25 protein-coding genes are annotated in these 26179 nt (G+C 44.2%); 4 read left to right on the top strand and 21 right to left on the bottom strand.

Annotated elements, in window-relative coordinates; translation table 11 throughout:
• Nucleotides 1-8: 8 nt before the first annotated feature.
• From hypE to B649_RS09670, 13 genes are all read right to left on the bottom strand, one after another.
• Nucleotides 9-1007 carry a hydrogenase expression/formation protein HypE gene (hypE, locus tag B649_RS09610; RefSeq protein ID WP_015654329.1) on the bottom strand — a complete coding sequence of 333 codons (999 nt, stop codon included), beginning with the start codon at nucleotides 1005-1007 and terminating at the stop codon, nucleotides 9-11.
• Nucleotides 1004-2149, bottom strand: a complete 1146-nt coding sequence (gene hypD, locus B649_RS09615; protein ID WP_015654330.1) for a hydrogenase formation protein HypD — start codon at nucleotides 2147-2149, stop codon at nucleotides 1004-1006. Before hypD ends, hypE begins: the two co-directional genes overlap by 4 nt.
• On the bottom strand, nucleotides 2146-2439 hold the full coding sequence (locus B649_RS09620) for a HypC/HybG/HupF family hydrogenase formation chaperone (RefSeq protein ID WP_015654331.1): 294 nt from the start codon (nucleotides 2437-2439) through the stop codon (nucleotides 2146-2148). The genes hypD and B649_RS09620 overlap by 4 nt, the downstream gene beginning before the upstream one ends.
• Before the next feature lie 2 nt (nucleotides 2440-2441).
• Nucleotides 2442-3254, bottom strand: a complete 813-nt coding sequence (gene hypB / locus B649_RS09625; protein WP_015654332.1) for a hydrogenase nickel incorporation protein HypB — start codon at nucleotides 3252-3254, stop codon at nucleotides 2442-2444.
• Between the two features lie 118 nt (nucleotides 3255-3372).
• Nucleotides 3373-4011: a hypothetical protein gene (locus B649_RS09630; protein WP_015654333.1), complete on the bottom strand. Its 639-nt coding sequence runs from the start codon at nucleotides 4009-4011 to the stop codon at nucleotides 3373-3375.
• A gap of 94 nt (nucleotides 4012-4105) precedes the next feature.
• Complete coding sequence (locus tag B649_RS12320) at nucleotides 4106-6565, bottom strand: EAL domain-containing protein (protein WP_015654334.1); 2460 nt, start codon at nucleotides 6563-6565, stop codon at nucleotides 4106-4108.
• Nucleotides 6555-7070 (bottom strand): YfiR family protein, encoded by a 516-nt coding sequence (locus tag B649_RS09640; RefSeq protein WP_015654335.1) that lies wholly within the window; start codon nucleotides 7068-7070, stop codon nucleotides 6555-6557. Before B649_RS09640 ends, B649_RS12320 begins: the two co-directional genes overlap by 11 nt.
• 8 nt (nucleotides 7071-7078) lie before the next feature.
• Nucleotides 7079-9094 (bottom strand): TonB-dependent receptor, encoded by a 2016-nt coding sequence (locus B649_RS09645; RefSeq protein ID WP_015654336.1) that lies wholly within the window; start codon nucleotides 9092-9094, stop codon nucleotides 7079-7081.
• Between the two features lie 144 nt (nucleotides 9095-9238).
• A complete protein-coding gene (locus B649_RS09650; protein ID WP_015654337.1) occupies nucleotides 9239-9742 on the bottom strand; it encodes a heme-binding domain-containing protein in 504 nt (167 codons plus the stop codon).
• Nucleotides 9743-9751: 9 nt separating this feature from the next.
• Nucleotides 9752-11089 carry a copper oxidase gene (locus B649_RS09655; protein ID WP_015654338.1) on the bottom strand — a complete coding sequence of 446 codons (1338 nt, stop codon included), beginning with the start codon at nucleotides 11087-11089 and terminating at the stop codon, nucleotides 9752-9754.
• The gene (locus tag B649_RS09660) at nucleotides 11089-12432 is read right to left on the bottom strand and encodes a TolC family protein (protein WP_015654339.1); all 1344 of its coding nucleotides are present in this window, start codon (nucleotides 12430-12432) and stop codon (nucleotides 11089-11091) included. The genes B649_RS09655 and B649_RS09660 overlap by 1 nt, the downstream gene beginning before the upstream one ends.
• Nucleotides 12426-12626: a hypothetical protein gene (locus B649_RS09665; protein ID WP_015654340.1), complete on the bottom strand. Its 201-nt coding sequence runs from the start codon at nucleotides 12624-12626 to the stop codon at nucleotides 12426-12428. The genes B649_RS09660 and B649_RS09665 overlap by 7 nt, the downstream gene beginning before the upstream one ends.
• Complete coding sequence (locus tag B649_RS09670) at nucleotides 12623-12958, bottom strand: copper-binding protein (RefSeq protein WP_015654341.1); 336 nt, start codon at nucleotides 12956-12958, stop codon at nucleotides 12623-12625. Before B649_RS09670 ends, B649_RS09665 begins: the two co-directional genes overlap by 4 nt.
• 129 nt (nucleotides 12959-13087) lie before the next feature.
• Between B649_RS09670 and B649_RS09675 the strand changes: the two genes are divergently transcribed.
• The gene (locus B649_RS09675; protein WP_015654342.1) at nucleotides 13088-13771 is read left to right on the top strand and encodes a hypothetical protein; all 684 of its coding nucleotides are present in this window, start codon (nucleotides 13088-13090) and stop codon (nucleotides 13769-13771) included.
• On the opposite strand, the gene B649_RS09680 is transcribed toward B649_RS09675, so the two are convergent.
• Nucleotides 13772-14941, bottom strand: a complete 1170-nt coding sequence (locus B649_RS09680) for a tetratricopeptide repeat protein (RefSeq protein ID WP_015654343.1) — start codon at nucleotides 14939-14941, stop codon at nucleotides 13772-13774. It lies immediately after the preceding gene.
• 52 nt (nucleotides 14942-14993) lie between these two features.
• Between B649_RS09680 and B649_RS12325 the strand changes: the two genes are divergently transcribed.
• Genes B649_RS12325 through B649_RS09695 form a run of 3 tightly spaced genes read left to right on the top strand, consistent with a single transcriptional unit; the run spans nucleotide 14994 to nucleotide 16809 of the window.
• The gene (locus tag B649_RS12325) at nucleotides 14994-16112 is read left to right on the top strand and encodes a polysaccharide deacetylase family protein (RefSeq protein ID WP_015654344.1); all 1119 of its coding nucleotides are present in this window, start codon (nucleotides 14994-14996) and stop codon (nucleotides 16110-16112) included.
• A gap of 54 nt (nucleotides 16113-16166) precedes the next feature.
• Nucleotides 16167-16466: a nucleotidyltransferase domain-containing protein gene (locus B649_RS09690; protein ID WP_015654345.1), complete on the top strand. Its 300-nt coding sequence runs from the start codon at nucleotides 16167-16169 to the stop codon at nucleotides 16464-16466.
• Nucleotides 16459-16809 (top strand): HepT-like ribonuclease domain-containing protein, encoded by a 351-nt coding sequence (locus B649_RS09695; RefSeq protein WP_015654346.1) that lies wholly within the window; start codon nucleotides 16459-16461, stop codon nucleotides 16807-16809. Before B649_RS09690 ends, B649_RS09695 begins: the two co-directional genes overlap by 8 nt.
• Here B649_RS09695 and B649_RS09700 read toward each other — a convergent pair.
• From B649_RS09700 to B649_RS09730, 7 genes are all read right to left on the bottom strand, one after another.
• Complete coding sequence (locus B649_RS09700) at nucleotides 16790-17320, bottom strand: HyaD/HybD family hydrogenase maturation endopeptidase (RefSeq protein ID WP_015654347.1); 531 nt, start codon at nucleotides 17318-17320, stop codon at nucleotides 16790-16792. The two genes, B649_RS09695 and B649_RS09700, sit on opposite strands and share 20 nt — an antisense overlap.
• A gap of 4 nt (nucleotides 17321-17324) precedes the next feature.
• Nucleotides 17325-17882, bottom strand: a complete 558-nt coding sequence (locus B649_RS09705; RefSeq protein ID WP_015654348.1) for a hydrogenase maturation protease — start codon at nucleotides 17880-17882, stop codon at nucleotides 17325-17327.
• Between the two features lie 109 nt (nucleotides 17883-17991).
• Nucleotides 17992-20220, bottom strand: coding sequence for a carbamoyltransferase HypF (gene hypF / locus B649_RS09710; protein WP_015654349.1), 2229 nt, complete (start codon nucleotides 20218-20220; stop codon nucleotides 17992-17994).
• A 108-nt stretch (nucleotides 20221-20328) separates the two neighbouring features.
• Complete coding sequence (locus tag B649_RS09715) at nucleotides 20329-22251, bottom strand: hypothetical protein (protein WP_015654350.1); 1923 nt, start codon at nucleotides 22249-22251, stop codon at nucleotides 20329-20331.
• A gap of 137 nt (nucleotides 22252-22388) precedes the next feature.
• Complete coding sequence (locus B649_RS09720) at nucleotides 22389-23105, bottom strand: cytochrome b/b6 domain-containing protein (RefSeq protein ID WP_015654351.1); 717 nt, start codon at nucleotides 23103-23105, stop codon at nucleotides 22389-22391.
• A gap of 10 nt (nucleotides 23106-23115) precedes the next feature.
• Nucleotides 23116-24891: a nickel-dependent hydrogenase large subunit gene (locus tag B649_RS09725; protein WP_015654352.1), complete on the bottom strand. Its 1776-nt coding sequence runs from the start codon at nucleotides 24889-24891 to the stop codon at nucleotides 23116-23118.
• Nucleotides 24884-26122 carry a hydrogenase small subunit gene (locus B649_RS09730; protein WP_015654353.1) on the bottom strand — a complete coding sequence of 413 codons (1239 nt, stop codon included), beginning with the start codon at nucleotides 26120-26122 and terminating at the stop codon, nucleotides 24884-24886. The genes B649_RS09725 and B649_RS09730 overlap by 8 nt, the downstream gene beginning before the upstream one ends.
• Nucleotides 26123-26179: the final 57 nt, after the last annotated feature.

Consider the following 26179-nt stretch of genomic DNA (forward strand, 5'->3'; position numbering starts at 1 on the left):
CGCCTCAGTTAACATATTCGAGGCAATAACTCACCCGTAGGCAAATCCATGAACCGTTTCGATCCCCACGGACTAAGAAGGAGAACCCGTCCGTCATACTGATGGGTTACCGAGGCGATGATGCTCGCCTTTACACCCTCTTCGAATGTTTTTAACACGTCCACCGCACGCTCAGCATCGGAGCGTTTAACGGCGAGAACAAACGTCCCCTCATTCGCCAGATTGTACGCCTCGAATCCCAAAATCTCGCAGATTCCCCGTACGTCATCGCTTACCGGAATGGCTTCTTCGTTCACTTCGATACACACTTTGGACTGCTTCGCCCATTCGTTCAACACCGCCGCAACACCGCCGCGCGTCGCATCGCGCATCGCCGTAATCGCTATCCCCTCCGAGAGGAGTTTTTCGACCAACGGCCATAACGACGTACAATCGCTTTGAAGATTGCTGCTGAACTCCATCCCTTCGCGGTTGGCAAAAATCGTCGCGCCGTGTTTGCCGATCTCGTTGGAGACGATGATCACATCCTCTTCGCTCACGCTGTTCGAAGATATCCCGCTTTTTTGGACAACGCCCACACCCGTCGTATTGATAAAAATCTTATCGACACTTCCGCGCGGAACCACTTTGGTATCCCCGCAAACGATCATGGCACCGTTAATCTCTAACTCTTTTTTCATCGAGCGGACGATCTTCTCCAGCTCTTCAACCGAAAACCCCTCTTCGACAATCACCGCGCACGTCATATAGGTCGGTTTCGCCCCCATCATTGCGAGGTCGTTACACGTACCGCAAATGCTCAGTTTCCCGATATCACCGCCGTCAAAAAAGATAGGGCTGACGGTAAAACTGTCCGTCGTAAACGCTAAACGCCCTCCGTCGATAATCGCCGCATCTTCGCTTTTTGCCAGAATCTCGTTTTTAAAATGTTTGTAAAATATTTTGGAGATCAGTTCAGCGTTTTCTTCCCCGCCGTTGCCTTGGGCGAGTACAATATTTTTTGTCATAATAGATTCCCGTATTTGTAATAGGCGGCACATGCCCCCTCTGAACTCACCATACAGCTCCCCAGAGGAGAACTCGGCTTACATGCCGTTCCGAATACACTGCAATCTTGCGGTTTGGCAAATCCGCGCAGAATATCACCGCAGATACAAAGTTTGTGATCGTCGATCTCATCGTAGGGAAGTACCTCTTTGTAAAGCACCTCGGCATCGTACGCCGCAAAGGCATCACGCAGTTTTAAACCGCTATTGGGGACATTTCCCATCCCCCGCCATTTGAACAGATCCACTTTCTCAAAATACTTTTCGATCAGCGATTGCGCTTTGAGGTTCCCCTCATGGGTGACAAGCCGTTTGTACTGGATCTCCAGCTCGCTACGTCCCTCGTTAAACTGTTTGATCATCATATAAATCGCTTCCATCACATCAACCGGCTCAAATCCTGCCACAACGACGGGGATACGGTAATGTTCGGGGAAAACCGCATAAATCTTCGATCCGCTGATCACGCTCACATGGGAGGGTCCGATAAACGCATCGATGCGGTGATCGTAGCTGTTGACGTGCTCGTCTCGGCTATCAATCAACTCTTTCATCACCTCAGGTACGGTGACATGGTTGATATGAAAAAAGATGTTTTTGATACCGCGTTTGATGACCACATCGAGTAATGCGGCACTCATCGGGGTCGTCGTCTCAAAACCGATCGCAAAGAAGATGATCTTTTTGGTTGGATTCTCCTCCGCTACTTTCAGCGCATCCATCGGCGAATAAACGTAACGGACATCGGCACCTTTGGCACGGGCATTTTGGAGCGAACCGTGGCTTCCCGGAACTTTGATCATGTCTCCCAATGTCAGTAAAATCACATCCTCTTGCATCGCTAACGTATAAGCATGATCGATCCGCTCTTTGGGCATGATGCATACCGGACATCCCGGGCCGTGGATAAAGTTGATGTTTTCCGGTAACAGCTGAGTCAAACCGTATTTCATAATCGTGTGGGTATGACCGCCGCATACCTCCATAATATTAACGGTTCGTTCAAGCTTCTTTGCCTCGACAGCAATCAGCTTTTGAAAGCTTTTGATTACCTCGGGATTGCGAAAGCCATCATAGAGGTCTTTGAGTTCCAATGAACTCATGGGGCTTCTCGGTTGATACAATTGTCATCTTCCAGCACCAACGCCCTACGTTCTTCTTCATCGAGTGCCTCTAGTATCTCTTGATAGACTCTCAAAGATTCGAGAGCATCTTCTTCATCGATCTTGTTCATGATAAATCCGATATGCAACAGTACATAATCGCCGATTGCAACTGTGCCCTCTTCCATCAAATCCAATCCTGCTGTCCGCTGAACTCCCATCGTATCGACGGTTGCAATGTTAAGTTCCGTGTCAATGCTGACCACTTTTGAGGGAATCGATAAACACATAATTACGCTCTCATCTTTCGTTTAAATTCAATCCATTCAATCACTCTTTTAATCGATGCCTCATCGTTGATGTTCACCTCTAAAATATCGACATTCGGTTTGATCTTACGCGCTTCGGATTTTTCACGCTCAATGTCGTATTGAAAATAGGGGAGGAGATCGGTTTTGGTGATAAGAATCAAATCGGCGGTGCGAAACATCACCGGATATTTGGCGATCTTGTCTTCCCCCTCAGGAATAGAGACAAGGACAATGTTCAAATGCGATCCGACATCGTAGCTTGCCGGACAGACGAGGTTCCCGACATTTTCGATAAAACAGACATCCAAAGGAGCTAACGGCAGATCATGTAGCCCCTTATGAACCATAAACGCATCCAGATGACACGCACTCCCCGTCTGAATCTGTACGGCATCGATTCCAACCGCTTTGAGACGATCCGCATCACGCGACGTCTCCAAATCCCCTTCGATGACACCGAATTTAAACGGAGCCAACGCACCCATTTTTTCCAAAAGGGTTGTTTTTCCGCTTCCCGGTGAGCTCATAAGGTTAATCGCTAATACCCCGTGCTCATTGAAATGTTCGCGATTATGGTGCGCTTCTTGATCGTTCTTGTCCAAAATCTTTTTGATCACCGCGATGGTTTTAGAATCGTTCAACTGCGGATTATGGTGCAATGTTTCATGCGCCGCATGATGATCATGAGAGTGATGGTCATGGTCTCCATGATCATGGTGATGATGAGTGTCGTGGTCGTGGTGATCATGATGGTGATCGTGATCCGTAATAGAACAGCCGCAGTCTTTGCACATAATTAAAATCCTTATTGTTTAGTTTATATTTTCCGTTCGTGGTGAGCTCACGTGCCCTATAGGGTATGTCGAACCATGGACACACCCTTCGACAGGCTCAGGGCGAACGGAATCGAAGTTACGCTAATAACATATTCCCGCCGACTAAGACGGAAATGACACCAACCGTAGCAAAAACACGTCGTACATTTTGAATATTCGTCAAAATCTCTCGATTAATCCAAGAAATGACCAAACCGAAGCTAAAGAAGACCACCATAACTCCGGCGATAAAGGCTAAAACCATGCTAAAGTCAACCGCTTGTCCCTGCAAAACTCCGAGAGTGACCAACATACCACGCACCCCGCCGATCCCCATCAAAACACCCACCCCAAATGCGGATGCAGTCGTGGAAGATTCGTGTTGGTGTTCATTTCCGAACCAAATGTGTACGTGTTTTTTATGCTCATGAGTATGCGTTTTCAAATGGATTCTATTCGCATAGACCAAATACAGTAAATAGAGTCCGATGGAGAGAATCACACTCGACGCAATCACATCCCCATAGGCTAGAACCGCTTCAGGCAATGTGTAATATTGCAGGATTTTTGCAAAGATAAAGAGCATGATCCCATGCCCAATCGCAAAAGCCCCTACGATCAAAAATGTCTTTTTCGTCTCTTTACCGATCGAAAAATCGGTAATAGCGCTCAGATGATCCGGCCCAAAAGCGTGCAAGATACCGTACCAAAAAATGATCATTAAACCGATTTCCATTTTCAAGCCCCTATTTATGAATAATCATTCAGAATAAGTGATTATAAGATTTTATGGTAAAACAAACCTAAAAAAATGATTTTCTTATTAAATTTCAGGACTCACCTCTTTTTCGCTCATTGAAAAAAACTTCAAATTGGCTTGCAGGCATCGGTTTACCCAAGAAATACCCTTGTATTTCATCACACCCTTCTTGACGTAAAAATTCCAGCTGTTCTGCTAATTCAACTCCCTCAGCAATCGTTGTAAGATTTAGTGCCTTCCCCATTGCTATAATCGCTTTTACCAGAGTAGAATCATTTCCATCGGTCATAACATTTTTGACAAATGACTGATCGATTTTCAGTTTGGAGATGGGGAAATGTTTTAAATAGCTCAGGGATGAATAACCTGTCCCGAAATCATCAAGAGAGAACTGGATTCCGAACGTTTTAAATGCGCTCAGAATATTAAAAATTTTAGACGTATCATCAATTAGGATACTTTCCGTCAGTTCAAGCTCAATATCTTTCGGATCTACCCCTATTTCATTCAAAATATCAATGGTTTTGTTGAAAAAATTTTCCTCTTTAAATTGGCGTGAAGAGAGATTAATGGCCATAGTGAAGGTCTCTATTCCTTGGTCATTCCAATTTTTAAGTTGTTGGCATGCGGTACGCAATACCCATTCTCCGATAGGGACGATCAGCCCTGTTTTTTCGGCTATAGATATAAAGTCACCCGGAGATACGATCCCACGTTCTGGATGATTCCATCGTATCAAAGCTTCCGCGCCCGTTACGATACTATTGCCGATATTCATTTGAGGCTGATAATAAAGGAGAAATTCTCCGTTTTGAAGTGCACTGATGAGCTCATTTTGAATCTTCAATTCATCGTGAATATAGGCGGTCATTTCATTCTGATAGCGAGAGTATTTATTCCGTCCTGATTCTTTGGCATAATACATAGCTGCATCGGCATTGCGTAAAAGCATTTCGGAATCGGTTTCATCCAAAGGGTAAAAACTGTATCCGATACTCAAACTAACATAGAGTATATGTTCCAATATCACAAAAGGGGCAGTAAATTGATCATAAACATTTTGAAGAATAGTCTCAATCTCTTCTTCCATATGTAAATCAGGAATAAGGACGGCAAACTCATCCCCCCCAAAACGCGATACCGTATCACTTTTTCTAAAACTATTTTTTAGCCGGGATGCAACAGCTTGCAAAAGAATATCACCCACACCGTGTCCCAACGTATCGTTCACGGTTTTAAAGAAATCAAGATCCATAAAAACAATACCGACAATATTGTGGTTTCTATCTGCCCTATGGCATTCCGTCTCCAAGTGATTTTTAAACAGTGCACGGTTAGGTAATCCGGTTAATTCATCGTAATACGCCAAATATTCAATTTTTTGTTCAAATTGTTTTTTTTCCGTGACATCTTCCGCAACGGAGGCAATACCGACAATTTGATTGTTTTCATCAATCAGCCGAGTATTGTGCCATTCACATAAAATTATTTTCCCCTCTTTCGTCCGATTCTTATTTAAACTGTATTCTCCACCATTACCGCTTAAGAGGGCAGACCATATTTTTAATGTTTTACTGGAGGCAGGGAGAAGTAGCTCGTCACCCCGTTTTCCCATCGCCTCTTCCTTGGTAAAGCCGAATATTTTTTCAGCCGCCGGGTTCCAATCGATGACCCTGAAATCCATATCCCATTCGATAACGGCAAAAGGGAGCTGCTGAAAATGCAAAACGAGTCTATCGGTTATTTTATGGAGTTCGCCGGTCCGTTGATCGACCAGTATCTGCAGATTTTGCCGATGCTCTTCAAGAGTGCTATCCCTCATCTGGATTTGAGAAAGCATCTCATTGAATCCTTCTGCCAGCAACCCTAGCTCGTCATTGCTGATGACAGGGGTACGGATGGCATAGTTTTTTTCTTCCGAGACCATTTGCATCATTTCGACCATTTGAATGATCGGTTCGGTAATCTTTTTTTGCAGTTTTTTGGATAGAACATACGATAGAAAAAGGGCAATTAAAAGCCCTATAAGCAAAAAGAGGGCGTAATACGAGAGATTGCTGTACATTTCATCAAGATTGGACTGGATGTAAATCCCTCCCACCACATCGCCGTCGAGAATAATTTCCTGATACACAGAGACATGATTGAGTCCGAAATGATTGGACTCAATTTTTGAAAAAGGGATGAGCGGATGGTTGTGTCGATCACGATATTTGTAGGTGGCAAACGCTACCCCCTCCTTCGTGTACAATTCGCAGTAATCGATATTTTGATTGGCTTTGAGTGCGGAGAGGGTCTCTCCGGCACTTTTCGGATCGTTGAATATCAACGAAGCAGTGGAATTGTCTCCGATAATTTTCGCTTGAATATTAAGTTCTTTGAGTATCTTCTGTTTTTCGATACTCACTTCCATAATCGCCATTGTGAGGCCAAGAACAATGAGCCCAAAGACTGAAATCACCACGCCGATCAAAATCAGCTTAGTTTTAATGGAATATTTCAGAAGAAATCCCTGCCGTTTATTGCCCATTACGAATGATCCTTGCGATTTTAAGAAGTTTGGAACTGATTTTGAGTTTGGACTGCTCTGCCGCATCCATATTGATCTCGATTTTGACTCGATTGTTCTCTAAATAAAAATTGATGATTACCCCTTGATTCGAATATTCCGACGTATCGCCGACGGTAAGAATCGGTTTGTTTCTAGCGTATCGCATAATGGGTTCAAGTTTGTTTTTCTCGAGGGAAGAGAGATAAAGGATCTGACAGGAAGGGATTTCATTAACAGAATTGACACGCTTAACCACAAGCCGCTTACCGGCTGTTACTTGCCCATTCAGTGCGGCCATCGCATCACCGAACGAATCCTCACCAACGATACACAGTGTCAAAGTATTCTCTCCTGGCAACTCGATAAATTTAGGAAAATTGTAAAGAAACGCAGCCTTGACTTGGTTTTCCTCATACACCGATGCTTGTAAATAACCCGAAACGGCGAGAAGCCACGTAAAAAGAAAAAAGACTCGATAGATCAACTGCATCCTTAAAATCGGTATGTCAATTTTACTCTGACGCTCCGCCCGTCTTGAGTAATGGTATCTTCTTGGTGTTCAGGACGGCCAGGATCGGCATAACGATGGTCGAAAAGGTTGTAAACTCCGACTGCAAATTCTGTCCCTTTTGCCAGCTCATGGGTTAAAAAATTCGCATGAGCAAGGGTATAGCCTCCCACCCTTGAACCTCCGAGCGTTTTGCGACTGCCGACATACTGCAACCGTATGCCGCTCTGAAGTGCTTCATCAAACAGAGGAATCGCATACTGAAGCGCGGCCAGATTACGAGGGGAGTTTTCCAGCTCCTGATTTGTTATTTGATCGATCGTTTTTTGCCAAGTATAGCTGACACGCAGCCGGTTTTGATTGCTCCAGACTTTCTCCGCCTCTACCTCCGCTCCGATAGTCTGTACTTGCCCGATATTTTGAAAAACGCTAAACCCGTCCGACGGGTCAATAACCTGATTGATCAGATTGTTGATATCGTTGCGATAGAGAGAAGCAGAGAGTCGCAGATTGTTCTGAGGATGATGTTCGATGATCGCTTCATAGGTTTTAATCTCCTCCGGCTGAAGAGCATGATTTGCCTTAGTAGAAAAACCGCTGGAGTACATTTCATAGGTGTTTGGGGCGCGAAAGGCACTTCCGTAGAGGAGTTTCAGCACTGTTTCCGGTTGCAGTGCATAGATGAGGGCTAAACGAGGATTTGTCGTCTCTCCCACGGTCGAAAATGCATCATAGCGTATACCTGCATTGAGTATCAACCGCTCAGAGAGGGTGATCTCATCTTGAAAATAGAGCGCTTTTCGGTCGCTGCTCATTTTAAGATCGTTATAGAGCGCTGCCGGATCTTCATCGTAGTTTTTCATGTTTTGGTGAAGATTTTTTTGATACTCTCCCCCCACGATAATGGTGTGTCCTTCCAAACGGAGCAGCGCCTTGGCTTCTGCCCCCGCCCATTCGGAGAATGCATCGTCCTGATTAATCGTAACAGGAGGCTGATCGTACGGGAATGTCCCTTTGTAATAGTATCCTCCGGCAAAAACTTTTCCGGAGAGTTCCAGTTTGTCACTGAGGGCTTTTGTATACGCTAGACTTACGATACCTTCCGAATCGGTCGTCTGCGTACGCGGATCGTTGAAAATACTCTCAAACGATGCGGTCGGAACTTTTTTGACCCGCTCGGAATAACCTGCGCTCATCGTCAGTTCCCCAAAAGAGACTTTTCCGTAAAAACGCTTCGCCCGATCGCTGTCAAGATCTTGAGCCATCCCGTTGTTGGTGGAGGGATCATTAAATTCCGGGAAAAAGAAGTTCTGCCCCCGACTCTCGTCGTAGCTCGCCGAAAGAAGTACATCGGTGCCGTTTTGCAATACCTGAGCATAGGTACCCCGAGCGCCTGTCGTCCCGAAACTCCCTATGCTGGCTGAGAGCTCGCCCCCTTTATAATCGCTGCCGCTTTTCGTAATGATATTGATCACACCGAAAAAAGCGTTACTGCCATATATGGATGAGCCCGGTCCACGGATAATCTCGATCCTCTTGATCAAAGCGATATCGAGAAAAAACTCCTGCCCGATCGACGCCGTATCGTAATCGGCATCGTTAATGCGGGTGCCGTCTACCAGCAGTAATATTCGGCTGTTGTAATCGCCGGGACGGTTGAACCCCCGAACTCCGACATACTCGTAGTTACGATCGTTCGTTGTGTAGAGTCCTCGTACCCCCGAGAGAATATCCGCTAAATTCCGATAGCCGTATATCTTGATCTCATCCTCTGTGATCACCGTTACGGAAGCGGGGGCTTCAGCCATTTTCTGAGAAAATTTCGAGGCTGTCGTCACTTCAAGGTTGGTCAGATCTTCGATCGACATTTGCAATAAATCGTTTTGTGCGAGCAGTTCAGGTGTTTGGGCACCCTGCACCGGAGAGACTAAAAAGGGGACACTGACTCCTACAAAAAATCCAGCTAAAACACGACGAAAAAAAAATGTACGCTTTGTCATTTTTCTTTCCTTTCCTCTTTAATCAATCTCGCAGTACACTGTTTCTCTAATACTAAATATTTTCAAATACTATAGCATATTTTTTCGCTCATTGAAAAAAACGTCAAATTGACTGGCAGGCATCGGGTTATCTCATAAATAGGCTCATTTATGAGGGACTCCTTTTAGCATTAGTATGGACGCTTTGCTCCAGGAAAGAATGCTTTGTTTCTCCCTTTCAGTTAAACGGGAATCCCAATGTCCGAGAACATAACGAAGTGGCGGCATATCACCTTCAATGCTCACTTCTTTAATACCTTCTAAATCTTTTAACGGTGTTACATGCGAAATAAAGGGAAAGTCTTTACTCATATCTAGATGCTTTTTGCCTTCTTTGATATCATAATCAACCATCTGTTTAACACCGGGAACCTTATAATACCAAGGAAATTTTGTTATATTTCCATGGCAATCAAAACATTTTTTTTCAAAAATAGGTTTTATGCTTTTAACGTATTCGTTATTAATAATTTTATAGGCGTGTAATGTCTGATTTGAATCCATTTCTTTATGTTTTATTTCAGTATTACCCCCATGAGCAAAAACTGAAGAGGGAACGATCACCCCGACGGAAAACAAAATCATTGTCATATGTTTAAAATATTTCATTTTAAACTCCTAGTTCATTTTTTTTGCAACGGTTCCGTTGGGATGCTCATACCAGCCCGGATCAGAGTAATCACCTTTGGGCTGATTTTTACGTACTTTCACGAGGGTAAACATCCCCCCCATCTCGATGGGACCAAACGGCCCTTTGCCGGTCATCATCGGCAACGTATTCTCCGGAATTTTCATCCCCATCTCAACCATATCCTGCATCTCTGCCATCCCGTTTTTACCCATCGGCATGTACATGTAATCGGGCATTAAGTCACTGATTTTTTCGGTGAGATCATCTTGCTTGACTCCGATCATATTAGGAACGCTGTGCCCCATCGGTCCCATCGTATGATGCGACTTATGGCAATGCAACGACCAGTCCCCCTCTTCGGTGGCAACAAATTCAAAAGCTCTCACTTGCCCGACACCGATATCGATGGTGACTTCAGGCCACCGAGCACTTTTGGGAACCCACCCTCCATCGGTGCACGTCACTTCAAACGGATGTCCATGCATATGAATCGGATGGTTCGTCATTGTCAGATTCCCCACACGGATACGTACACGATCTCCCACCCGCACATTCATTGAATCGATCCCCGGAAAGACACGGCTGTTAAAACTCCAGATATTAAACTCGGTCATGGTCGATGGATTCGGAGTATAGGTCCCCGGTGCCACATCGTAGCTGGCAAGGAGAAAACAAAAATCCCGATCTACTTTATGCGCTTTCGGCGCTTTTGGGTGAACGATAAACATCCCCATGCACCCCATCGCCATCTGCACCATCTCATCGGCGTGCGGGTGATACATAAACGTCCCGCTTTGACGAAGGGTAAATTCATACACATAGGTCTCGCCCGGTGCGATCTGTACCTGCGTCAATCCCCCAACCCCGTCCATCCCGTTAGGGAGTATAAGACCGTGCCAATGGATCGTGGTATGTTCGGGAAGCTTGTTCGTCACGATCAGCCGTACGCGATCCCCCTCAACTGCTTCAATCGTAGGTCCAGGAGAGGTACCGTTGTAGCCCCAGCAGTTCACTACCATCCCCGGAGCAAACTCGCGGACGACAGGTTCAACGATAATACGAAACTCTTTGATCCCCTCTTTCATTTCATAAGGGAGACTCCAGCCGTTGAGTGTTACCACCGGATTGTAATTTTTCCCCTCTTGAGGGGTAATGAGGGTAGCAGGTGAAAGAACCCGTTTAGGATTTTTAACGAGCGTGAGTTGGCGCTTTTTGCTTTCATGTCCGGCATGATCATGTTCGGAAGCTTCGGCTTTTGAACCGAGTGCCGCAGTGGCGATCAATGCCGCACCCAAACCCAAAAAATCGCGTCTATCGTGTCCCATTAGAGTTTTCCCCCTATCGTATATTCCAAATCGGCTTGTGCTTTTTGGTAATCTCCCAACGCATCGAGCGCTTCCATTTTTACCTCACCTAAGCGCCGTTGATCTTCGAGCAGCTCGTAAATACCGTCCAGCATACCGTTATAGAAAAGCTGTGTCTCTTCTAAAATCTGCTGATTATTCTTCACAACCACCTCATCGTATGAGCGCGCTATATCAAATGTATATCGAAGGTGTGCATACCCCTCACGCACTTCTGAGCGGATATTAACGGCTGTTTCATACAGGCGATGGACATTTTGATTGTAGACCGCCTGCGTCTTACTCACCCGAGCTTGTCCAAAATCAAAAAGCGGGATGGGAAGTTTTATTCCAAAGGTATTAAACCGTTTTTCACCCGTTGTTTTTTCACTCTCTACGGAGAGTTCCAGCTCATCGAGGAGGCGTGTATTTTCACTGTATCCCGCCTGCAGTGCGGCATAATCGACCGATTTTATCGCACTGCGCATATCGAGACGATTGACGATGGCACGTTTTTCCAATCCCGATTCTGAAACGGCAGGCTCCATACGCGTTAGTGGTTCTGTACTCAATGTATAATGGGTTTGCGAACCATAAAGCCCGAGAATCTTATTTAAGGCTTCGCGTGCTGCCGCATTGTCACGAGCGAGCTTGATCGATTCGATACGCTCACGCTCATAGCTCTCTTGAACTTTGAGCATATCCCGTTTGGAAAGATTACCTGCCGTATATTGACGAACCGCAAGCTGGAGTGAAGCTTCATGGGATTTGAGAATCGAACGATTGAGCGCACCTTTTTCTTCAGCTAAACGGGCATCAATGTAGCTCTTCTTTGCATCTCTAGCACTGCGCAACACGGTGTCTCCGACACTGAGAGTAGTCTCTTCGAGGGCTAAGTGTCCTAGTTCACGCCGCAGAGGGATCCAAAGAAGGTCTAAAAAGGCTACCTCTACACTCAGAGTCGAGGTAGTTACCCCGTTACTGCGTCCGATACTGTAGCCCAAAAGAGGATTGCGCATAAGCCCTGCTTCCACCAACTCGCTCTGAGCGATACCGATATTTTCGTAGGTTTGCTGTAATGCGCGGTTATTAATCAGCATGATACGAACCGCATTTTCCTGTGTCAACGGCTTTGAAAGAAGTGCTTTTACACTCTCATCGACACTTGCTGCTTCTTGAGGTGTTTTGATCCATTGAAGATTTTTGCCCCCCTGCTCACTTGTGAGCTGATTCACCGACTCGAACGCTTCTTTTTGGGAAATGGTAGAACATCCCGAAATAAAGACCAATGCCGCTATCGATGCTGTGAGTGTTTTGCCTACCATTTCGCACCTCCATGCCCTGTCGCATTCTGATCCTCTTTTTGAACGCACCCCTCTTCGACTACGTCAATCGAAGCAGAGGGAGGGGTATAAACACTTTTACCGCTCAATGCATCCGCAGAGGAAGGTGTCGACACCGTGACCTCGGCGGCATAACCCATTATTCCAATCATGACAAAAAGGATAATACGGTTCATTTAGCCATCTTTACAATAATATATTTCCCCTCTTTTTGAACAAACTCAAAATTCACACGATCACCCACTTCTACTGAATGGGTCAGTTCAGGATTGACAACCTCGAATTGCATGTTCATCGAAGGCCATTTCAGTTCTGGAATCGGATCGTGAAAGATACGGAGAGTTTCATGATTTTGGGAAATCTGCTTTATTGTCCCGCTCGCATGAATCGTTTGTTCACTCACCGTTGATGCGGAAGCGTGATTATGATGTTCATCTCCCATTGCAGATACGGCAGTCCCTGCCCCCAATGACATACACACGAATGCACTTATAATTTTGCTCTTCATAAAAAAACCCCTCTATTTAGCTAATACACAAAGTTTATCATATAGAGTAAAAAAATAATTTAATCCAATAATAACAATATTAACGGAGGATACTTTCTTCACTGATGTTGTTGCGCTACAATATCCCTCATGAAAGAATTTCGTCACTGTATCCATTGTAATCACACACTCTATCATCTCGCCGATGGAATGGTTAAATGCTCTAAATGCAAAAAAAAATACAGCCCGACACGCGTCAATCAAATAAAACATCTGATTAAATTATTCTGCGAAGAAGAAAATGCCCTCTCGGCATCGATATCTCTGAATCTGAGTTACGCTACCGTTTTGAATTATTATCAAAAATTTCGACACCTAAGTGCTGAATACTGCGAAACCGAGTACCATCTTCATCGAAATGAAGAGACACAATACGAAGAGTACCTCTATATTGAGAAATCCAAGCGGCGTGACAAAACCGCTATTTTCGATTCCCATAATTTTCTGACATTCGGTTACGGAAAGAGGGTTTACACCCTTCTCATGCCCTCGCTGGGGATATTCAAACAACAGTTTTTAGCAGATAATCTCGAAGGGCTCTATTATAAAGAGTTTTCCAAATTCATGCGAACCAGCAAAATCATAAAAATATCCGAACATGACAATGTTATTGAGAAGTTTTGGCACTATTTTGAACAGTTTATTACCGGTTTTAAAGGGGTAAGTAACGAGCACTTCCCTTACTATCTCAAAGAGGCGGAATTTAAGTTCAATACGCCGATCTCAGAACGCTCAATGATTTTAGAACAACTCTATTTTCGTATGCCTAAATAATTATCGTAATTTTGCCTGCATTCGAGCGATCCCTTGACGATAAGCATTATGCTCTTTTTTGGCGAGTGCATATTGATAATTCTTCAATGCGTCTCGCCATTGAGATCGGCTTTCATAAATTTTGGCAATGTTGTAGTATGAACTTGCCTGTACCGTATTTTTGCTACTTCCACTAGCCAATTCAATTGCTTTTCGATTTGCCCATAATGATTCTGCTTCTCGTCCTAATTTTTGATAAGTCAACCCCAAATTACTGTACGCTTGAGCATAATTAGGGGATACATTGATCGCATCTTGAAATAAATACATTGAATCTTCTAAATTACCTTTATGATATTGTTGTTCACCTTGTAAATTTAACGCTTCAGATTGAGATAAATCTACACTGGAAATACTATTTGAGACATGAAAGTCTCCCATATTAACCATTCCACCCAATATATTTTTAACACCCTCTGAATTATTTGATGTCCCGATATAGCTGTTAATATCTTGGAACACTCCATTTTCATTGATTCCAAAGACAATCCAAATATTTCCAACCTTATGCGGCATTGCACGATAGGTACGAACCAATGTTTGACCAATATAAACATTAACAGTAGCGCCTGAGTTACTCAATCCACTCGAATTTGGGTTAGAGTTATCTGAATAATTGTGGACAGCATAAATATATTTTTTACCGACTTGTTTCTGATCAACTGTAATCGTTTCAGGACCAAAACTGTCTGTATCATCTACATCAAGATTTGCTTGAACACCTACTTGAGATCCAAAAAAGATGTGATTTCCCGGATAGGACAAATGTGAATCCAAATCAGCCGGATATTGCCCCCATGTCAAAACTACACGAAGCCCATCCAAGTTTTGCATATTCGGACTTAATGCGTATGTTAAACCATCACATGGACATTTAGCCACTAATGTAGAAAAACCAGGCTTTTTGATCAACATCATTGTATCGGATGACTCCATACCGCTGAATCTGTTATAAAAAACTTTTCCCTGAGCATTAGAATACGTTTTAATAGAAGTTTCCCCTGATTTTTGGAAAATTACTTCTGCATTAGCAATGGGAGTATCTTTCTTGACAGCTGATAACAATTGAATCTCACCTGCCGAAATATTTACACAAATAAGAAAATATACAACTACGAATAATTTAATCATAATAACCCTTTTACGTGTTTTTTTGTATTATACACAATCATAAAGGAAAGATATGCAATTTTTAATATTTATTTTATTCTTTTCGGTTGTTAGCCATGCTTATGGTCCAGAGAAAATAGCCACTTTTGATAGAATGCTTTGGCCATACCCCATTCATTCAAAAAATTCATTTGATGATGCTTCGCGGCATGAAATCATCAGCTACATTCGTCAAATCAATAGTATCAACCTTTCCGATACATCATCTATCCAAGAATTTACTTCCATCAAGAACATCAATTCCGCCTCCGTTACAAAATGGCAATCGTTTACCCAAAATAATTTACTTAAAAACTTCAAACAAGCTCAAAAAAGTTGCAGTGACAAAAAAGATTTATGCCAAAATGTTAATACTTGGCAAGAGTTATCAACACTATCCACACAATACAAACCGAAACAATTTCTCGTGCCTTGGTATAACGCCTCTCAAACATTTTTCTCTTATTATCTTTATGAACAAGTTCGATTGGCGGCTTTGTTTCCTCGGATTACCTCCGAAATTCACACACTTGATGAGAGAGAAATACAAGGGTTCGAGTATGCGGATGGACAATTTCTCCTAACCTTTGATGATGGTCCGAAATATTCGCAAACACCACTTGTAACCGACCAATTACGTAAACTAAATATCAACGGAATATTTTTTGTATTGGGAGAAAATTTAGAAGGGGCGCTAAAAGCGCATGGAGTTAATGACCTTAAACAACTTTACGATGGTATGTGTGTCGGTTCTCACGGCTACGTACATACACCTCATCCAAAGCTCGAAAATTGGTCTGAACTGTACGATAAAACACGTAGCCTAATTACCGAAAATCAGCTCCAAGGAACTCAAAAAAAATATTTGTGGTTTAGACCGCCCTACGGTCAGCGACAGCAAGCATTAGTAGATAGGCTCGGAAATTTAGGAGATAGAGTCATGTTATGGAATATCGATTCTCAAGATTGGAACCAAAAACTAACGACCAAACAGGTGAAAGACCGGACAATCACACTCATGCTTTTACATCGCAAAGGAATTATTTTGTTTCATGATGTTCATCCTAAAGCCGTCGGGGTTATCAAAGATTTAGATACTTTTCATCGTGATCATATTAGCACATGGATAAACTGTAAAGAGATAGAGAAATAACCCTCGTTTCAATCTCTATTTTCGCCCTAATTAGAAGTATGATAGAATACCCTTATGAACACACAAGATGAGATCGTCAATTTTTTGCACAACAATCGTAAACTTCTCTTAGAAAAATATCATGTCACAAAAATCGGTTTGTTCGGCTCATTCGCCCGTAATGAACAACGAGAAAACAGTGATGTTGATCTATTGGTAGAGCTTGAAGAAGGGACGCAAAATATACACGATTTAAAAGATTCTTTGAAACAATTTCTCTCTCTCTCATTTGATCGCAGTGTCGATATAGCTCGCGAAAAATATCTAAAACCGTATGCGAGAGAGCAAATTTTAAAAGATACCCTGTATGTCTAACAATATCACTTTTAATCTGAATGCACTTATCGAATCTATCGAAAAGATCAAGTTGTACTCACAAGATTTTGACAATGCAGATACATTCTATCATGATCAAAAAAGTTTTGATGCTTCAATGATGCAATTCGTCGTAATAGGCGAAATCATTTCTCGTTTGGATGAAAATTTCAAAACCTCTCATTCAGAAATACCTTGGCAAAAAATAAAAGATTTTAGAAATATTATCGCCCATGATTATTTCGGTATTGACGCGGATGAGATTTGGGATATTATCAATAACAAGCTTCTGCCTTTAAAAAATGATATAAAAAAACTCCTCTCTAACGGCTCGGATATTTAAACTCCTCGATAATCTCGATTAAGCTCTTCATCGTCTCTTTAGGTACCGCATCGATATTAATAGTTTTTAGATAGTTAATAACTGTATTTATATATGCATCAAATCGATCTTTCAACGCAGTACTCAAACCCATCTCAAACGTGATGCTTTTGGGGATAATCCCGATAACGTTCGATTCCGGTAACGGATGTCCCATCAGCTCGATCATATCCAAACACTGCATCACCCCTACTTCATGCGCTCCGCCGCTGTTCAAGCCGTAGCCGCTGAGTTCGTAAGAGGGGATATTATAGATACTCCCCGCCTCATCATCGAGGTTGATCGTATCGAGGATAATGATGCGGTCATTCTCCAAAAAGAGATTGAGCAGGTTGATCCCCTCAACCCCCCCGTTGATGATCTCTATTTCAGGGGTGAATGTATAATTGGCATTCAGATAGGCGCACGCGTAAATACCGACACCATCATCCTCTTCGAGTACATTTCCGACACCCAATACGACAATCGACATAGCCTCAGAAACCTTTACCATGTTCGATACTCGGGTTGGCAAACTGCTCGATGATCTCATCCAAACTCATCACATCGCTTTTTAGGGTCGCAGTGATACCACATTTGGCGAGTTCCGATACAATCATCTCGATATAGTTCTCCCAATGTGCACGCAAAGCGGGGGTCACATCGACACTGACGCTGATAATATCTTCGGGAACAATACTGATCATCGTGGTTTGTGCACAGTGATGTGCCATCGAACAGATTTGGAGCATCTCGGTAATCTCTACTTCGTTCGCCGTTTTTTTAATCCCCTGATTGGCGATAAGCTCATCGCCGCTCATCACCTCAATCGTCCCAATCGCCTTAGAGTCATCGGAACTGGTGTTAGCGATTATGACGTATTCATACTCCTGAAGCAGCGGCATGAGTAAAAATCCAAGTGTTCCGCCATCAACGATATCCAATGCAGGCTCATACGTAAAATTCTCTTTGAGATATTTTCCCGCGTAAAGCCCGATCCCTTCATCCATAAAAAATGCGTTTCCCGAACCGATTAGTGCAATCTTAGCGTTCATGTATTACCTTTTGTATCAAGTTTTTTTCGTTCGTGGTGAGCTCAAGGAAACATCGCTTCGCGAGCGGTACCCTTGTTTTGTCGAACCATGAACATACCCTTCGCCAGGCTCAGGGTGAACGGGAATTATGCAAAGCATAGTATAACTGTCCCAGTGCAATCGATCCGTCATTGATCGGCGTTTGCTGTTGAGCGTAAAATCGTCCTCTTCCGAAACGTCGGTACAATCGGCTCATCAACACTCGGTTTTGAAACACACCGCCACCGACAACCATCGGCAATTCAGGATAGTGATCAGCATAATAACCCATTATCGCCTCTACCGTAGCGATAAAACGGCTGGCAACGACCGTTTGATTCTCCGCACCGAGTGTTATGATCTCCTTAACCATAGGAGAAAGATCGATCACTCTGTTTTGAACCTCAAATGCGAATGGTTCCATAATGGAATCATCCACAAACGACTCCATCATCATCCCCCCCTGCCCCTCGTAATCAAGATTCTGGATAAATCCCCCCAACGAGGCTACCGCATCAAAAAGCCGCCCCATCGATGAACTGCGGGGAGCATTGATATTTTTAACCCACATATGGTGAAGGGTTCGGATTTCATGCGGTAAGAATGCTTCAACGGTCGGTGATTTGAGAGTCAGTACCTCATCGAGAGTGAAACTCTCAAACAACAGAGACAACGCAATCCGTCGCGGCTCTTTGATCGCCTTATCCCCTCCCAGCAGAGCAAACGGTTTTAAATGTCCGATCCGCTCATAAGCGTAAGCATCTGCAACAATCACCTCACCTCCCCAAAGACTTCCGTCCTCTCCGTATCCCGTACCGTCATACGCGAAACCGAGCACTTTTTCCTCTAAAGCGTATTCCGCCATACACGCTAAAATATGAGCGTAATGGTGCCCAATTCCGTAGTGCTCTGTTTTCTGTTCCTGTACGTACACGCTCGAGGCGTACTGCGGATGCAGATCGTGGACCAAAAGCTGTGGCTCACTTTCATAAAACCGTTTAAATGTTTGTACCGTCCGCTCAAAATAGCCATCGGCTTCAACACTTCCCAAATCGCCGATATGTCCGCTAAGTACCATATTCTCTTTTACCCCCAGAGCAATAGCACTTTTTTGATGAGCACCAAGGGCTAAAATCCCTTTCTCTATTGGGTGGGTACAAGGGAACGTATGGGGAGCAAATCCCCGCCCCATCCGTAACATTACGACATGACCCTCGGCAAATTGAATCACCGCATCATCGAGAGCATTGATTATGGTACGGTCATGATCGAGAATACCGTCCACCACATGACTCATCCGGTTAATAATTTCAGAGCTTCGGATCATAATCGGTTCATCGCTGATGTTGGCACTCGTCGCAACAAGAGGGCAATCGATTTGCTCAAATATAAGACGATGCAGTGGCGTATACGGGAGAAAAACCCCCAATCGGTCAATCAAAGGGGCAATCTGTTTTGAGAGATTTGTCCCTTGCACCGCACCCGCGATCACAATCGGCTTGATTGCTCCCGTGATATAGCTTTTTTCTGTTTCATTGATCTGAGCGTATGTTTCAAGCTGTTCAATTGAGCCGAACATTACCGCGAGGGGTTTAGCTTTACGGTGTTTGCGCAGTCGCAGTTCGCTGACGGCACTCTCCGAGGTGGCATCGCACATCAGATGAAATCCCCCCAACCCTTTCAGGGCGATGATTTTTCCCGCTTTGAGCATTTGTACGGCCAGATCGATTGGGTCTCCCGCCATCTCATTTCCTTTATTATCAAGGAATTTCAATTCCGGGCCGCACTGTGGACATGAAATGGGTTCGGCATGGTAGCGGCGGGAAGCGGGATCGGTGTATTCGGCCTCACAGTCAGGACACATCGTAAAATGTTTCATCGAGGTACGGACACGGTCATAAGGGGGAGTTTGGATAATGGTATACCGAGGACCGCAATCGGTGCAATTGATAAACGGGTATCGGTAACGGCGATCACTTGGGTTATCCATTTCTGCTTGACACGCAGGACAAAGCGCCGTATCCAGAGGGATAGCAATAGAGCCAAATCCCAGAGTACTCTCTCGAATCTCAAAATCGCTATACTCCAAAAAGTCGCACGGCTCAATCACCATAGAATCGATACGAGCACGCTCCGGAAGATTTTCTCGCAATGCGTTGATAAAGGGCTCACACAGCTCGCCATGTGCCTCGATCACCACCCCCTCAGGGGTATTGCAGACAAATCCTCTAATCCCGTAACGGCACGCTTCACGGTAGACAAAGGGGCGAAATCCAACCCCCTGAACTATCCCTTTGATCGTAATTTTACAACTGATCATACACAGTTCTTCTCCCGTATCGTGAGCGATACGGGTGCTTTAGGGGGTTGTAGGGACATTTGTCCCTGCCACTTTGCGGGCTTTGCTCGGAAAGTGTGTACCATTAGTTTATAAAAAGACTCCACCGACAACGCAATTTTCCTTCCCGATCGGATAACTCATATTCATTAGCACCGCAGACGATTTCAGATTTCTCTGTAATCGGCTAAAAAGGGATTGTCCGGCGAAATACGATCCGCACAATACGATATCGTTTGCTTTCGTTTTACCCTTGATTTCATTCAACAGTTCACTGAAATAATCTCCGAAAGATTCGAAGATAGAATAGCTCAGATAAACTGAATCGACACCCGCAAGGCGGTAACTGATGATACTTGCTAAAAAGGCGACATGGTTAAAACGGTTATCTTCGACTTTGGTATCGATCTGCAAACCGCCCTTACCGATAAACTTCAGTGCCTCTTTCATCACACCTGCATAACTGTGTTCTTGCAGTCCCAAGATCATCGCTGTCGCTTCAAACAACGAACCATCCTTCTCCTCGATCTCACGCAAAACACTGAACAACTCAGGATGATTGTTCTCGACATTAGCGATGAGTCGATCGGAACCTTCTCGCAACCCGCGCATCGCTTCGATAATTCCGATTCCGCTGAAATGTTTCGGAGGTACGACCCGAATCACTTTTTTACCGTCGTAATACAAAAAAGAGGGTTCCCCTTCGAAATAGGCCCCCACCACTTTGGTTCCGAATTTATTGTGTTCCGCTATTACCGACATAAAAGAGGCTTCATCTGCAGAAATCGAGTGAAAGTTATTCGATTCAACTTCACGGGGTTCCGTTTCAAGCTGATTAACCTTGAACGTTGAAGCAGATGTAAACCGTCCCATTTGATCGAACAATACCCCTTTATCATCCTTGATACCGACCAGACCGTGGGCGATGCTAAGGGTATCCGTTCCATAAGGGAGCCTTGAGGGAAACGAAACCCGTTCACCGGAGGCGATGAATTTGACATCTTTATTGATAAACAACCGCATATCGCTCTGATGATGGAGTTCCAGATCAAAATCCATCACAAAATCGGCTTCACAAGGAGTTTCCAAGGCTTCATAAGCAATAAAATTGAGTCCTAAAAGGCTCAACTCTTTCGCAAGAAGAATGGAAAATCCCTCATCGGGGTATTTGACATCGATTGAGGCTCCGAATGTACTGCGCAGGGTTTCATCTTTAAGCGCCACATGTAAAATAGGACGTTCGATGCTGAGCAATGCGTTAAATTCATCGTTAATGAGGGAGCAATACTCCGTAATCTTCACCGCATTGACAAGCATCAATACTGAGCCTTGCGGAAGCATATCTGCTCGCTGAAACAACCGATATCCCATCGTTGTTTTCATCAGGAGAGTTTTGCCGTCACGCAGTGCTTTGGCGGAAACTTCAAACATTGTTCGAAAGCTCCCTGCATCGTTTGCATAACGCTCTTTCTCTTTGTGAATCAATTTTACGGGGATACCGCATTCATGACAAGAGCCCAGTACCTGTTTTTCCCGTCGTCCTAAATTTTTTGCCTCATTTTCACACGTGGGACACGGTTTTATATACGACAGTGACGTATTTTCACGTGCGTACGGATAGTGTTCAAAAAACGCGTATTGCCCGCCGCAATGGGTGCACTGCGTAAAAGGGTAGTAATACCGTTTCGAGGATGGATCAAACATCTCTTTTTGACAGCTTGGGCATAATCCCAGTGCAACCGGATATTCCATCTCAAAATCGGGAATCGATTCCGGCTCTCCCTCCATTTCGTAATGCTGCGAATTGCTCATAAAACACGATGCCGGCAGATTAGACGCGATCGATTCCAAACATTCCTGAAGCCTTTCATCGGTACTGTCAAAAGCACAGATGATTTTCGTTTTCTGCTGGTGGACAACGGCTTTGATACCAAAAGAGCGGATAAGTGAAATAAGATAATTTTTAATCGTGGGTTGAGAAAAAGAGGTCATCACCTCTAATGCGAATGCCATAACGAACCTTCAATAACAAAATGGTAGAGCTTGTATCTCTCTCCCGCCGGAGAATTATAAAAGACCTACGCTCTTCATTCACCCTGAACCTTGTTCAGGGTGAATGAGTAAAAAAATCGCCTTTACAGACGGGACTGTTACGCTTTTGGAGAGTTGTCTTTAACAAACTTCGATCCGCCGATAACGATAGCAATATCCGCCTCTTTCCAGAAAATCGTTCTCCAAACTTGATAGTAGATATGAAACACTACCCAGCAAAGGATCAACCACATGGTCAAATGATGTGACATACGAACATCCATTTTGCTTCCGCCAGTTACGTACAATGTCCAATCCGTTGATGCATGCAATATCCACGGCCACCATGCACCGATTGAACTTGTCCCTGATCCTAATCCATGCACATAGAGTTGAAGCCCCGTGAGAAGCATCCAAATCAACAGCAAATGGAAAACCGTAAAATAGACCGTATTGAAACTGTCCGCATGAGCTGAATTGAACTCATTTTTACGGTTTAAGGTTATTAAATTAATTAAAACATTTTTGAATTCCAAAATATTTTTCGCATTTGGAATCACCTTCTTATACGCTTTTTCAAAACGACTGAAAAAGTAAAGATAGGCGATAGCGACCGATGTCACATCAAAAATGATCGCAATGATAAAATGGCCATAGCGATTCCACGCCATGACGTATTTATCAACGGCACCATCAGCAATTAATGTCTGATAATACGGGTGTCCGATATAAAGTCCTGTAGCAATCGATCCAACCAAACAAATCACATTTACCCAATGCATGATCCGCATGATCGGAGTCATACGTTTGACTTGTGTATACCCCTGTTGTTTCATGATTCTCTCCTTAGATACTGCAAGAAGTATCTACTTTGTAAACAGCAAGCTCTTTACCTTTGGTATCGACGACGTGAACCGCACATGCGATACAAGGGTCAAAACTGTGAATAGTACGGATAATTTCCAACGGTTGCTCAGGATTGGCTACTTTCGTTCCGATCAAACTCGCTTCATAGGCCCCCATACGATTTTTATAATCACGCGGAGCCGCATTCCATGTTGAAGGGACAATCGCTTGATAATTAATAACTTTTCCATCCTCGACGCTTACCCAGTGTCCGAGGGCTCCACGCGGAGCTTCCGCCATACCGCGTCCTTTTGCACTCACACTCACTTCATCAAAATCAAAATCAGTCCATGTTTTGAGTTCGCCTGAAGCTGCATTTTTTGCAAGTTCGTCAACCCACTCAACCATTACATCTGCCATCAACTCGGTTTCGATAGCACGTGCCGCCGTACGTCCGACGGTACTAAAGAGTACTGAAACCGGTAGATTTCCACGTGTTAGGAAATTGGTGACGTATTGGGTAATACGCTTATCTTTTGCCGCAACCCCGATCACCATACGTGCCAACGGCCCTACTTCGACACGAGCATCATTGTAAATCGGTGATTTAATCCAGCTGTATTTCTCTTTGGTTTTCAAATACGCGATACCGTCTGCACGTTTGTCCAAACCGGTGTATTCAGGGATTGTTTGCCCTTCATACGGATGAAGAGGTTTGTCCCCTTTGTACCATGCGTGGGTCACGTCTTCCATGATTTTTGCTTCATCCAAAGGAAGGACTTTAGAGATATCGCCACCCATGACAACCCCTTTAGGGAAAAGGAGCGCAGAGTTGTAAAAACCGGTATCATCGAGACGGAAGTCACCGTAACTCATATAGTTAAGCAATCCACCGCCGGTTCCACCGACCCCTTTGCCCCCGACTAGTTCGCTAAAGGTCGCTTTTGAATCGGTTGCTTCACCCGCATACATGGTTCCCGCCATGTAAACATCCGGCAAATACGCTTGTTTAACAAATCTGCGCCCTTCGAGCAGCAATGATTTGAACAATGCAATACGCGCAGGATTTTGAATATCTTGAACACACGTTACCCCACCGACAACAATCGATTGCGGATGCGGATTCTTACCGCCGAAAATCGCCTGCATTTTTGCCAAATCACGTTGTACATCCAACGCTTGAAGGTAGTGGGCAACACCGATAAGATTTTGTTCAGGAGTCAATTTATAGTGCGGATTGCCCCAGTAACCGTTTCCGAAAATTCCGAGACGCCCTTGTTTGACAAATTTTGCCACACGATCTTGAATCGCTTTAAATTCGCTCTCACCGTCGATAAACGGGGACTCACCCGCAACACTTGCCCATTTGCGTGCTTCTGCCGCTGTTTTAACCGGATCGGCTGACAATGCGGAAACAACGTCAACGAAATCAAGTGCATGCAAATGATAGAAATGAACCACATGGTCATGCACATAGAGCGCACCTTGAATCAAGTTACGAACCAGACGAGCATTTTTAGGGATAGTGATGTTAAACGCATCTTCTACCGCTTCAATAGAGCGTTGATAGTGAGTTCCGGTACAAACACCGCAAATACGCATTGCTAAAAGTCCGCAGTCACGAGGATCGCGTCCTTGTAAAATCGTCTCAATACCACGGAACATCGTCGAAGCGCTGTACGCATCTACAATCGTGTTATTATCATCAATGACCGCTTCAATACGCAAATGTCCTTCAATACGGGTAATAGGGTCAACTACAATATGCTTACTCATGGCTCTCTCCTGAATTTTCTCGTTTACCGGCTACTGCGCTGGCTGCTGCATGGATCGCGATACCGATACCGACTGCGGTCAACATGCCCAAACCAAATTCGTCAACGGTTTTTTCAACTCCACCCGTAGGTGCTTTAATTTTTGCATCCGACATCGGACGCTCATACGCGTATTTATCCCAGAAATCGGGTTCCGAACATCCGATACAACCGCGTCCGACTCCGATAGGCCAGTTTACCCCATCATTGTAACGGACAATCGAACAGTTGTTAAACGTCATCGGTCCTTTACAACCCATTTTGTAGAGACAGAAATTGTTTTTGGCACCAATATCGCCCCACTCTTCAACATACTCACCGGCATCGAAGTGTGCGCGGCGTTCACAGTTATCGTGGATACGATAGCCGAATGCAAATTTAGGACGGAGAAGTGAATCAAGTTCCGGTACTTGACCCGTCAAGACGTAATGCAAAATCACCCCGACCATATTGGCAGGATTTGCCGGACAAGCAGGGATATTGATAATAGGTTTGCTTTTGACAACATCCATAACCCCAACCGCACCCGTAGGATTCGGAGACGCTGCAGGGATACCGCCATACGTAGCACAACTTCCTACCGCAACAACTGCAGCAGCATTTTCAGCACAGCGCAATAAATGGTCATGGAATGTTTCACCTTTTGCACCGATTGTTCCGTACTGTCCCTCCATCCCCATCGGAATAGCACCTTCAACGAATAGGAGATATTTTCCTTTGAAATGTTCCATCGCTTCATCGAGCTGTTTCTCAGCCTGATGGCCTGACGCGGCTTGAAGCGTTTCATGAAATTCAAGGGAAATTATGTCCAAAACGATCTCATCGATTTTTGGCCCATCGGCACGTAAAAGCGCTTCAGAGTTTCCGGCACAGTCTTGAAGTTCAAGCCAAATAACCGGCGCACGATTCATCATCACTGCCGCATCGGCAACCAGTGGTGTAAACATAGGAGGTAACATCAACATTGCTGTTGTAGCACTAGCCCATTTCATAAACTCACGTCGATCGATACCATTCTCTTCTAAAAGATCGGTAAAATCTAGTTTGTTTGCCGGTGTCTGTGCACGCATTTCATTCAAACGCGCCTCACATTTATCGAACAAGTCTTGATAATACGTATCACCCTTGTTCGTTTCGACACGCGAACTTTTCGAAGTAAACAGTTTTTTAACCGCTTCTACTCTATCGGACATAATCCCCTCCTCAATTTTTTATGAACAATCATTCAGTATTCTACGACTGGATAACTT

The organism is Candidatus Sulfuricurvum sp. RIFRC-1 (genome assembly GCF_000310245.1).
Lineage (GTDB): Bacteria > Campylobacterota > Campylobacteria > Campylobacterales > Sulfurimonadaceae > Sulfuricurvum.